Origin of the sequence: Escherichia sp. KTE31 (assembly GCF_000407925.1) — a bacterium.
GTDB lineage: Bacteria > Pseudomonadota > Gammaproteobacteria > Enterobacterales > Enterobacteriaceae > Escherichia > Escherichia ruysiae.
This window is the reverse complement of the sequence record NZ_KE136722.1, coordinates 1,169,653-1,180,578: the sequence shown is the minus strand read 5'-3', so window position 1 is coordinate 1,180,578 and position 10,926 is coordinate 1,169,653. Positions and strand designations below refer to the sequence as shown.

Below are 10,926 nucleotides of genomic sequence, written 5' to 3'. Positions count from 1 at the left end.
AATAAGACAAAGGTAATAACTCAACAACGATGCCTACCTGATATTAATAATGGCAGGATTATTTTAAGTCGGGTAAGTCGTTGTATAAGCCCTGTTTAATTCCCGCTAATGGAATAAGGTTATTAACCGCAGCGGCATAATTTACTGCGGCAACCCAGCCATCATAATTGGCATTTATTTCAGCCGATTGCGCCTGAAAGACATCTTGCTCGACGGTTAATAGATCATTCAGACTGCGTTTACCTAATTTATATTCATTTTGGTACACATCTCGCGTTTTGTGTGCGCTTTCGGATTGCGCTAAACCGGCTTCTTCGCGCCCCCGTGCGCCAGTCCAGTTGGCATACGCCACCGATGCCCGTTGTAATACATCCAGTTTTGCCTGTTCGACCTGCGAGGCGGAGATTTTTTGTTGCCCTTCGGCCTGTTGTACCTGGGCTGAAACCGCGCCGCCCTGATACAACGGCGCGTTAACGTTCAGCTGTAACTGGTCGTCCCAGTACGAGCGATCGCTGGTCTGGTAGCGCGTTTTGCCCCCCTGAATACTGAGCGTCGGCCAGTATTGCGCTTTGGTTTTTTCCACGCCGTACTGTGCCGACTGGCGTAAATTTTCTGCCGCCAGCACCAGCGGAATGGACTGGTAATCAATATTTTTTAGCGATACCGGCTGCTCGGCTAATTCCGCAGGTGGCGCGGCTATCGCCTCCGGCTGTACGCCAGTCAGCACCGCCAGTTGCGCTTTGGCGCTCGCCATTTGCGCCTGATATTGCTCCAGCGTCGAGCGCATTCCGGCAATGCGTGTCTGAGCCTGCAATTCATCAGAAGATGAATTCAGGCCGGCGTTGGCGCGCAGTGCCGCCATGTTGTAGACATTTTCCAGCGAGTGAATATTGCGTTGAGCCGCATCGCACAAAGCCTGATAACGGCTAACTTCCATATAGGTGGTCGCCGTTTTCTCTGCGACATCGGTTAGGGTTGCCATCAATTTAAAGCGGTAGCTGTCACGAGCGGCAGTTTGCAGTTTGATATCGTTGTTCGTTTTACCAAAGTCATATACTAGCTGCGTCAGGGTTATGCCATACGAAACGTTGTTATCAAGCCTGCCGCTGGAGTCCGTTTGTCGGGACGGCCCCGCGTTACCGGTTAAGCCAATGTGCGGATACCAGGCACTTTTGGCTTCATCGATTTGCGCTTCGCCAATACCTATCTGCGCCGCCTGTTGGGTGACGTCGGGGTTTCGCGCAAATGCGCGTAATATACTTTCCTGTAAGGATAAACTGGCAACTGGCGTAACCGCAGGGGCGTTAGCCCATTGTGGTAATGGCGCTGCAAGCGCGTTTTCTCCCATCACAATAAAACTTATTAAAAATATCAGGCATTTATTTTTACGGTTTTTTAATTGTAATCGCGCCATAGATAAGTCACTTCCTTCCAGGTCATTATTTTAACTGGTTTTTATAACCAGCCTCATTTTATTTAAGAAGGGTAATAACTTGTGCATCTCTTTCGTTTTTATTCCCCCTATTAAAAGAAATGCAGCTAAAAATCTTATACGTTATTTATTAAGAATACACTACGAGTTTCAGATTACCATCATCCGCATTGAGAATAATCTATAGGAAGAAGTGATAAGAATCACAGTTTTATCCTGTATATACCATTTTTTTGTGACTTATTTATTAAAGGTATAAGACGGAGGATTTGATTAAGAAAAAATAAAGGCGCAGCGCAGAAAGCACTGCGCGCAGGTAGATTTTATATGGTTTTATTCCGTTTCATTACCATTGCCACAATAAGGCTTAGTAATAGTGCGCCAATAATCCACATTAGTGCGCTGCTGCCCTGGGACCATAAACTGTAAATAAAACCGACGATTACCAACAGCATGACCAGCATACCGACAATGAGAGTTGGCAACGAGGCGTGAATATCATGACGCAGACGGATCGCCACCACAAACACCGCAAGGTAGCAGATCAAAAAGGTGGCGCTGGCAACGCTGGCCAGGGAACCTAAATTAAGCGCCGCCGTCATCAGCATGATCAACACCACGATGATGATGTTGCCCCACGTACTCTGCCGCCACAGGGATCTATTCATTATCTTTGGCAACTCGCGCTCGCTGCCCATGTTGTCCATGATATTAAACACCGCAAACAGGTTTGCGTTGATGGCTGATGCCGTCGCCAGCAAGGCACCTATCACCACTATCACATAACCCACATGCCCGAGCAGTGGAGAAGCAGCCTGCGCTACGGCGGTATCAGCATATTTTTCTAACTCTAATGCCGAAACATCACTAAGCAGTACCAGTGCCAGGGAAATATAGAGCAGCGTGGTAACGCCTATCGCCAGCAAAAATGCTCGCGGCATAATGACCGCCGGATCTTTCACTTTATCCGCCGCGTTCGCCATCATGCCAAAGCCCGCATAGGCGAGGAAAGTAATCCCGATGCAGGAGAAGAACGCGCCGGAGCTGGGGGGCGCAGAGACGGAAATATGCGCCGGTTGCAGCGACCAGACGCCCGCAATAATCAGCAACAGCAGGATCATCATTTTGATGCCGACAAGGATCACTTCCAGCCGCCCTACCGCATGGTTGCTTAAAGAGTTGAACAGCGTCATCAGGGCAATGATCGCCAGCGCGTAGAGCAAAATAAGATGCTCATCCTGGCTGCCCTCATGCAAAAACTGCACGGCATAAGCACCAAAGGCACGGGCAACCATCGCGATGCTCACCGCCAGCGTCATCAGGTACAGCAACGAGAGCGCCAGCGAAAAAACACCGTTGCCTAATCCCCGGCGAAAGAAGTCAATAATCCCGCCATTGCTGGGATAACTTGCGCCAAGGCGCGCATAGGCATATCCAGAAAACATCGCCACAATGCCGCCAAAAGCAAAAGCGACCCAGGTCGAGGCTTCCATTAGCAACGCCGCCTGCCCCAGCAGGGCAAAGATCCCCGCCCCTACCATCGCCCCGATGCCTATGGAAACCACATTCCATAGTCCCAGGGGTTTGTCACCGTTATTACCTTCCGTGTTCATCATGATCAGCCCTTAAACACGTTATAGCCGAGTTGTTTAGCGACCGATGCCACCATTTTTTGTCCACGAACACTGTTGCCTTCTTCATCCAATGGTGGCGAGAACGCGGCAATACCCATCACACCTGGCACTACTGCCAGAATGCCGCCACCGACGCCGCTTTTGCCGGGTAAGCCAACGCGATACGCCCAGTCACCGGAGCGACCATACAGCCCTTCCATCATCATTTCGGCCAGGATGTACGGCACATTGTCGGCCTGAAGAACGCGTTTTTGGCTTAGCGGATTAACACCGCCCGCCGCCAGCGTCGCGCCAAGCGTAGCCAGTTCAACGGTATTGATAAGCGTGGAGCACTGGCGGGTGTACACGTCGCAGGCTTCCATCGCATCACAATAGAGATATCCGGAGGAATACAGCAGCCAGGCAATCGCCCGGTTGTGGAAGTTGGTGGTCTGTTCCGACTGGTTTACTTCCTCAGAGAGCGCCACCTGCTCACCAGCAAGTTGTTGTTGGATATGTAAAATTCTCTGCCAGCGTTGTTCAGCATTATCGGCTTTGATCAGACTGGTAGTGGCGATAGCGCCAGCATTCACCAGTGGCGACAATGGCTTGCCACCATGAAGTTCTAAGGCAATAACTGAGTTAAAAGGCAATCCGGTCGGGTCAGCGCCAATTTTGTCCTGTACCGCCTGCGGGCCGACATCTTCCAGCGCGAGGGCTAAAGTACAGACTTTCGAGATGGACTCCAGCGCAAAGCGGTAATCGCTATCACCAGCGCGATAGATATTGCCATCGCAAGTCACAATAGCTACCCCCGCCAGTTGGCTGGGGACATTCGCCAGAAAGGGAATGTAATCGGCATTTTGCCCGCCGTTAAGTGAGTGAAATTGGGTATATGCCTGATCCACTGCCTGCTGTAAATTTTTTGCATCTGACATCTGTTGTTAACTCCTTTTTATAGATGCGGGAGGCTATTCCTCATCCCGATGCCAATTTTCAGGCATCCTGATTTAACTTAGCACCCGCAACTTAACCACAGGAAAACAAAGAGATAAATGTCTGATCCTGATGCAAATTGAGCCAATTTTTTAATCTCTACCGCGTTTTCATTGCGCGACGAAATAATTTCTTGACCTTCCCCTTGCTGGAAGGTTTACCCTTTATCACAGTCAGTCAAAACTGTCTTAAAGGAGTACGTTATGTCACAAACTATCGACCTGACCCTGGACGGCCTGTCCTGCGGTCACTGTGTTAAACGCGTGAAAGAAAGTCTCGAACAGCGCCCGGACGTTGAGCAGGCAGATGTGTCAATTACGGAAGCGCACGTCACCGGTACTGCCAGCGCGGAACAGCTTATCGAAACCATCAAGCAAGCGGGTTATGACGCATCTGTAAGCCACCCAAAGGCTAAACCGCTGGCGGAGTCATCAATCCCGTCGGAAGCACTGACAGCGGTTTCTGAGGAGCTTCCGGCAGCAACCGCCGATGACGACGATAGCCAGCAGTTGCTGTTGAGCGGCATGAGCTGCGCCAGCTGTGTCACCCGCGTACAAAATGCGCTGCAAAGCGTACCGGGCGTCACCCAGGCACGGGTAAACCTGGCGGAGCGCACTGCGCTGGTGATGGGCAGTGCCTCCGCACAAGATTTAGTGCAGGCGGTGGAAAAAGCAGGCTACGGCGCGGAAGCGATTGAAGATGACGCTAAACGCCGTGAGCGCCAGCAAGAAACTGCCGTCGCAACCATGAAACGCTTCCGCTGGCAGGCGATTGTCGCCCTGGCGGTGGGTATCCCGGTAATGGTCTGGGGGATGATCGGCGATAACATGATGGTCACCGCCGACAACCGCAGCCTGTGGCTGGTAATCGGTCTGATAACGCTGGCGGTAATGGTTTTCGCGGGCGGGCATTTTTACCGCAGTGCATGGAAAAGCCTGCTCAACGGCGCGGCGACGATGGATACGCTGGTGGCGCTGGGTACTGGCGTGGCGTGGCTCTATTCGATGAGCGTTAACCTGTGGCCGCAGTGGTTCCCGGTGGAAGCGCGGCACCTTTATTACGAAGCCAGCGCGATGATTATCGGTCTGATCAACCTCGGTCATATGCTGGAAGCGCGTGCGCGCCAGCGTTCATCGAAGGCGCTGGAGAAATTACTTGATTTAACCCCGCCGACGGCGCGACTGGTCACTGACGAAGGTGAAAAGAGTGTGCCGCTGGCAGACGTTCAGCCAGGTATGTTGCTGCGCCTGACAACCGGTGACCGTGTGCCGGTGGATGGCGAAATCACTCAGGGCGAAGCGTGGCTGGATGAGGCGATGCTGACGGGCGAACCTATTCCACAGCAAAAAGGCGAAGGCGATAGCGTTCATGCCGGGACGGTGGTGCAGGACGGTAGTGTGCTGTTTCGCGCCAGCGCAGTCGGCAGCCATACCACGCTGTCGCGGATCATTCGCATGGTGCGTCAGGCTCAGAGCAGTAAACCAGAAATCGGTCAGTTGGCGGATAAAATCTCTGCCGTATTTGTACCGGTGGTAGTGGTGATTGCGTTGATCAGTGCAGCAATCTGGTATTTCTTTGGGCCAGCACCGCAAATTGTTTATACCCTGGTGATTGCCACCACGGTGCTGATTATCGCCTGTCCATGTGCGCTGGGGCTGGCAACACCGATGTCGATTATTTCCGGCGTCGGGCGCGCGGCAGAATTTGGTGTGCTGGTGCGTGACGCCGACGCATTGCAACGTGCCAGCACGCTCGACACCGTGGTGTTCGATAAAACCGGGACGCTGACCGAAGGTAAACCGCAGGTTGTCGCAGTAAAAACGTTTTCTGATGTTGATGAAGCGCAGGCGTTGCGTCTGGCGGCGGCGCTGGAGCAAGGTTCCAGCCATCCGCTGGCACGGGCGATCCTCGATAAAGCGGGCAATATCACGCTGCCACAGGTCAATGGCTTCCGCACATTGCGCGGACTAGGGGTAAGTGGCGAAGTGGAAGGCCATTCACTGCTGCTGGGGAATCAGGCGCTGTTAAATGACCAGCAAGTCGATACGAAAGCGATTGAAGCTGATATTTCAGCCCAGGCATCACAAGGCGCAACGCCGGTGTTGCTGGCCGTTGATGGCAAAGCGGTGGCTCTGTTGGCGGTACGCGATCCATTGCGTAGCGATAGCGTGGCGGCGCTGCAACGCCTGCATAAAGCAGGATATCGTCTGGTAATGTTAACCGGCGATAACCCAACCACCGCCAATGCGATCGCCAAAGAAGCAGGGATTGATGAAGTGATTGCGGGTGTATTGCCGGATGGTAAAGCCGAAGCGATTAAACGTCTGCAAAGCGAGGGACGCCAGGTGGCGATGGTGGGCGACGGCATTAACGACGCGCCAGCGTTGGCCCAGGCGGATGTCGGTATTGCGATGGGTGGCGGCAGTGATGTTGCCATTGAAACAGCGGCGATTACCCTGATGCGCCATAGCCTGATGGGGGTTGCAGACGCACTCTCCATCTCCCGCGCGACGCTGCGCAATATGAAGCAAAACCTGCTTGGCGCGTTTATCTACAACAGTATCGGTATTCCGGTCGCCGCAGGTATTTTGTGGCCGTTCACCGGAACGCTGCTTAACCCGGTAGTTGCCGGAGCGGCAATGGCACTCTCGTCGATTACCGTAGTGAGTAACGCCAACCGGTTGCTGCGGTTTAAACCGAAGGAATAAGTACGTCATTGCGGATGCGCTGCTTTAGGGTGGCGCATCCGTTATGGGGAAATTATTCTACGCGACCTTCTTTGCTCGCTTTTCACGGCGTGCCAAATATTCAGCCGCTGTTTCAATCCGTCCCAATTCTTCCTGGGTGCGCATGTTGTTTTCAACTTCCCAAAGATCAACTGCCGCCTGGAGGTTTAGCCAAAAATCGACTGTGGTATCAAAAACTTTCGCCAGACGAAATGCCATATCAGTGGTGAGTTTACGATTGTTATTAATCAGTGCACTGACGCTATTACGATGAACATGTAGCAACTCTGCTAACTCATTGATTTTCAAATCGAACGGTTCCAGATATTCATAGAGAAGAATATCTCCGGGTGTCGTCGGTTTTCTTGTTGCCTGTTTCATGGTTTTACCTTTCTCGTCATCGCGACAGCTATGTTTTAGTAGTCGTGTGGATCTAAATACAATTCTTCGGCCTTGCCATTAACCCATTTAAAAATCAGTCGGTACTGTTTATTCACTCTAATGGAGGAGTATTCCTGCAATTTCCCCGATAACTCTTCGTACCGGTTCCCTGGTGGGGAACGTAAATCCCGATGAGAAGTTGCAGCATTAATGATGTCCAATTTTCTTGATAACGCGTTATGGATTTCAGCTGGGATCTTTCGATGTGGCGTTGAGTGGACAAAAAAATCAGCCAGCCAGGCATCACGAAAACTCCTTATGTTGATTTTTTGATCCATTCCATTCTCATCTCCTTGTCCATTATTTAATCATTATAACGCACACAAGCACTGTGCACAAGTGCAACAATCAACTCCATTTGCGCCATCCCTCCCCGCGCGCTAGCATGATATTTCACAAAGGGAGGTCGTATGGATCTGTTGTACCGGGTAAAAACACTTTGGGCCGCGCTGCGCGGTAATCATTACACCTGGCCTGCCATCGATATCTCTCTCACCGGCAATCGCCATTTTCATCTGATTGGCAGTATTCATATGGGTAGCCACGATATGGCTCCTCTACCCGCCCGTTTGCTTAAAAAGCTCAAACAAGCCGATGCGCTGATTGTCGAGGCGGATGTTTCCACCAGCGATACGCCTTTTGCTAATTTACCTGCCTGCGAGGCGCTGGAAGAGCGCATCAGCGAAGAACAATGGCAAAATCTGCAGCACATCAGCCAGGAGATGGGCATTTCTCCGTCGCTCTTTTCTACCCAACCACTGTGGCAAATCGCGATGGTTCTTCAGGCGACGCAGGCGCAAAAACTGGGGCTGAGGGCTGAATATGGTATCGATTACCAGCTATTGCAGGCGGCGAAACAACAACATAAAACCGTGATTGAACTGGAAGGGGCAGAAAACCAGATTGCCATGTTGCTCCAGCTCCCCGACAAAGGACTGGCGCTGCTGGACGATACGCTGACCCACTGGCATACCAACGCACGGCTACTACAACAAATGATGAGCTGGTGGCTGAATGCGCCGCCGCAAAATAATGAAATAACACTGCCCAATACGTTCAGCCAGTCGCTGTACGACGTGCTGATGCATCGGCGAAATCTTGCCTGGCGGGATAAATTACGCGCTATGCCACCGGGGCGCTATGTGGTCGCGGTCGGTGCGTTACATCTTTATGGAGAAGGGAATTTGCCACAAATGTTGCGCTAAAAAAATGGCCAATATCGCTATTGACCCGTCAAAGAGGAATTTCATATTTTTATTATTATGCCGTCACTTTAAGCGACGGTGTAACTCGATTGTCGCTCAATCTCACCATCCTGCCAATACTATTAGGCAAGATGACTCTTTTTTTTGAGCCGCCATCAGGCGTATGCTTTCTCCGTTTTTTGTTTGAGGCAGGAAAATTACGATGACACCCGCAGTTAAATTACTCGAAAAAAACAAGATTTCATTCCAGATTCATACCTACGATCACGATCCGGCTGAAACCAACTTTGGCGATGAAGTGGTCAAAAAATTAGGGTTGAATGCAGATCAGGTGTACAAAACGCTGTTGGTCGCAGTGAACGGCGATATGAAACATCTGGCTGTGGCCGTTACGCCTGTCGCCGGCCAACTGGATCTTAAAAAGGTGGCAAAGGCGCTGGGTGCCAAAAAAGTGGAGATGGCCGATCCGATGGTCGCGCAGCGTTCGACGGGATATCTGGTTGGGGGAATTAGCCCACTGGGGCAGAAAAAACGTCTGCCGACGATTATTGATGCCCCCGCGCAAGAATTTGCCACTATTTATGTTTCCGGCGGCAAGCGCGGGCTGGATATTGAACTTGCGGCAGGTGATCTGGCGAAGATCCTCGATGCCAAATTTGCCGATATCGCCCGCCGCGATTAAGCATTGTGCCGGATGCGAACATCCGGCACTTTCAGATTACTGCCAGCTTACCTCACCTTTCGGCTCATACACGCTCGCATCCAGCGGCGAGTTTTTCTGGATATAGTCTTTCAGCACTTCGGCATCAATAAAGCCGGTATTCACATAGCCCGGTTTGTTATCAAGGCGCGGATAACCATCACCGCCGGTGGCATTGAAGTTTAATGTCGCCATACGGTAAGTTTTTGCCGGATCGACCGGTTCGCCTTTGATTTTCAGGTCGTTCAGTTTGCCGTCTTTCGCCACAAAGCTGACGTTGGCAAATTGCGGATAGGCACCGGAATCTGGTTTCATTTGCGCGACGGCGGTGAGGTAATCAATCACCTCTTTACCGGTCATGTCGGCATACACCACCACATTGCCGAACGGCTGCACTTTCAGCACATTTTTATAACTGATGTTACCCGCGTCGATGGAGTCACGAATCCCACCTCCGCTCATCACCGCAAAGTCGGCGCCAGTGCGATCCATTTGTGCTGCCAGAATCAACCGTCCCATATTGGTCTGTACGAAACGAACTTTGCTGCGGTCGCCTTCAAGGCGGTCACTAACCTCACCAATTTTCACTTCCAGTTGCGCTTTGCCTTTGTTCTGGAACGGGGATAACAGCGAGATCATTTGCTGGTTTTCAGCGATTTCCGGGGTGTACAGCACGCGTTCGCTTTTTCCGTCTTCCCAGGTCACTTTTTTCTTCAGGTTCACCGGAATCAACTGGTAATTGACCATTTTCATTTCGCCATTGCGAAACTCAAAATCGGCTCGTCCCACGTACTTGCCCCACTCATGCGCCTGGACAATCCAGATGCCGTTTTGTTGATCCGGCTTACAAGGCGTACCCGGCACGTAATCCACCTGTTTTTTATTTTCTGCTGCCATGCAGACCGGATCTTGCGAGTGACCGCCGACGATCATCGCCAACGATCCGGCAGGCAGGCTGCGCGCCATCTCTACATCGCCCGGTGCGTTTGAACCGTGTTCACCATTGTCGTAATGCCCCATATGCGTGGCTGCAATAATAATGTCTGGCTTTTCTGTCTGTTGCAGCTCCTGAATCACCAGCTTCGCTTCATCGGCGGGCTTACGAAATTCGATATCAGTGAAATATTCCGGGTTACCAATTTTCGCCGTGTCATCGGTCGTCAGGCCAATTACCGCGATTTTCAGATCCTGACGCTTAAACAACGCCCAGGGTTTAAACAGGCGCTCGCCGGTACTTTTTTGATAGATATTGGCGGAGAGCAACGGGAACTTTGCCCATTTTTCCTGCTGACGTAATACGGTGAGCGGGTTATCAAATTCATGATTACCGATTGCCATCGCGTCATAACCCACCAGATTCATGCCGCGAAAATCCGGTTCGGCGTCCTGTAAATCTGATTCCGGTACACCAGTGTTAATGTCACCACCTGAAAGTAACAGCACGCTACCGCCTTCAGCCGCGACTTCTTTGCGGATACCATCCACCAGCGTTTTTTGCGCCGCCAGACCATATTCGCCATATTCATTACGCCAGAAATGACCGTGGTGGTCGTTGGTATGAAGTACCGTAATTTTGTAGGTTTTATCCTGCTCATAAGCCTGGGCGGTTTCACTCGCCAGTGTAAATGCGGCTAATAGTGCTAATGCCACACCCCGCTGCAAAAACTTCATATTTCTCTCTCCCTGACCAGATATCAACGTGTTGAAAATTAGTATGACGCGACATAATAGACAAGTCTGTGTTCGGTGATGGTAAATCTACATGCAAAAATGGAAATTCTGTATTAAGCATTGAGACTTCCTTCAGACAGCG

Annotated in this window: 9 protein-coding genes; 3 read left to right on the top strand and 6 right to left on the bottom strand. The window is 51.3% G+C overall.

Going from position 1 to position 10,926, the window contains the following annotated elements; translation table 11 throughout:
* Positions 1 to 58: 58 nt before the first annotated feature.
* The 3 genes from WES_RS15345 to glsA form a co-directional block, all read right to left on the bottom strand.
* Positions 59 to 1,414: a TolC family outer membrane protein gene (locus WES_RS15345; RefSeq protein ID WP_016159176.1), complete on the bottom strand. Its 1,356-nt coding sequence runs from the start codon at positions 1,412 to 1,414 to the stop codon at positions 59 to 61.
* A gap of 341 nt (positions 1,415 to 1,755) precedes the next feature.
* Entirely contained in the window at positions 1,756 to 3,048 is a 1,293-nt protein-coding gene (locus tag WES_RS15350; protein ID WP_016159177.1) for an APC family permease, read from the bottom strand.
* A gap of 2 nt (positions 3,049 to 3,050) precedes the next feature.
* A complete protein-coding gene (gene glsA / locus WES_RS15355; RefSeq protein WP_016159178.1) occupies positions 3,051 to 3,983 on the bottom strand; it encodes a glutaminase A in 933 nt (310 codons plus the stop codon).
* A 261-nt stretch (positions 3,984 to 4,244) separates the two neighbouring features.
* Between glsA and copA the strand changes: the two genes are divergently transcribed.
* Positions 4,245 to 6,749, top strand: coding sequence for a copper-exporting P-type ATPase CopA (copA, locus tag WES_RS15360; RefSeq protein ID WP_016159179.1), 2,505 nt, complete (start codon positions 4,245 to 4,247; stop codon positions 6,747 to 6,749).
* Positions 6,750 to 6,806: 57 nt separating this feature from the next.
* On the opposite strand, the gene WES_RS15365 is transcribed toward copA, so the two are convergent.
* A complete protein-coding gene (locus tag WES_RS15365; RefSeq protein ID WP_000806437.1) occupies positions 6,807 to 7,148 on the bottom strand; it encodes a HigA family addiction module antitoxin in 342 nt (113 codons plus the stop codon).
* Positions 7,149 to 7,183: 35 nt separating this feature from the next.
* Complete coding sequence (locus tag WES_RS15370; RefSeq protein WP_000372162.1) at positions 7,184 to 7,486, bottom strand: type II toxin-antitoxin system RelE/ParE family toxin; 303 nt, start codon at positions 7,484 to 7,486, stop codon at positions 7,184 to 7,186.
* Between the two features lie 132 nt (positions 7,487 to 7,618).
* Between WES_RS15370 and WES_RS15375 the strand changes: the two genes are divergently transcribed.
* Positions 7,619 to 8,413, top strand: a complete 795-nt coding sequence (locus tag WES_RS15375) for a TraB/GumN family protein (RefSeq protein WP_000365168.1) — start codon at positions 7,619 to 7,621, stop codon at positions 8,411 to 8,413.
* A gap of 202 nt (positions 8,414 to 8,615) precedes the next feature.
* Complete coding sequence (gene ybaK / locus WES_RS15380; RefSeq protein WP_000186623.1) at positions 8,616 to 9,095, top strand: Cys-tRNA(Pro)/Cys-tRNA(Cys) deacylase YbaK; 480 nt, start codon at positions 8,616 to 8,618, stop codon at positions 9,093 to 9,095.
* A 36-nt stretch (positions 9,096 to 9,131) separates the two neighbouring features.
* Here the strand turns inward: ybaK and ushA are convergent, their stop codons facing one another.
* Positions 9,132 to 10,784 (bottom strand): bifunctional UDP-sugar hydrolase/5'-nucleotidase, encoded by a 1,653-nt coding sequence (gene ushA, locus WES_RS15385; RefSeq protein WP_000670594.1) that lies wholly within the window; start codon positions 10,782 to 10,784, stop codon positions 9,132 to 9,134.
* Positions 10,785 to 10,926 lie beyond the last annotated feature (142 nt).

What these genes read in the sequence shown, in the direction of transcription:
- WES_RS15345 (WP_016159176.1), bottom strand. Translation starts at nt 1,414, where the DNA reads ATGGCGCGATTACAATTAAAAAACCGTAAAAATAAATGCCTGATATTT.
- WES_RS15370 (WP_000372162.1), bottom strand. Translation starts at nt 7,486, where the DNA reads ATGGATCAAAAAATCAACATAAGGAGTTTTCGTGATGCCTGGCTGGCT.
- ybaK (WP_000186623.1), top strand. Translation starts at nt 8,616, where the DNA reads ATGACACCCGCAGTTAAATTACTCGAAAAAAACAAGATTTCATTCCAG.
- WES_RS15350 (WP_016159177.1), bottom strand. Translation starts at nt 3,048, where the DNA reads ATGATGAACACGGAAGGTAATAACGGTGACAAACCCCTGGGACTATGG.
- WES_RS15375 (WP_000365168.1), top strand. Translation starts at nt 7,619, where the DNA reads ATGGATCTGTTGTACCGGGTAAAAACACTTTGGGCCGCGCTGCGCGGT.
- ushA (WP_000670594.1), bottom strand. Translation starts at nt 10,784, where the DNA reads ATGAAGTTTTTGCAGCGGGGTGTGGCATTAGCACTATTAGCCGCATTT.
- copA (WP_016159179.1), top strand. Translation starts at nt 4,245, where the DNA reads ATGTCACAAACTATCGACCTGACCCTGGACGGCCTGTCCTGCGGTCAC.
- WES_RS15365 (WP_000806437.1), bottom strand. Translation starts at nt 7,148, where the DNA reads ATGAAACAGGCAACAAGAAAACCGACGACACCCGGAGATATTCTTCTC.
- glsA (WP_016159178.1), bottom strand. Translation starts at nt 3,983, where the DNA reads ATGTCAGATGCAAAAAATTTACAGCAGGCAGTGGATCAGGCATATACC.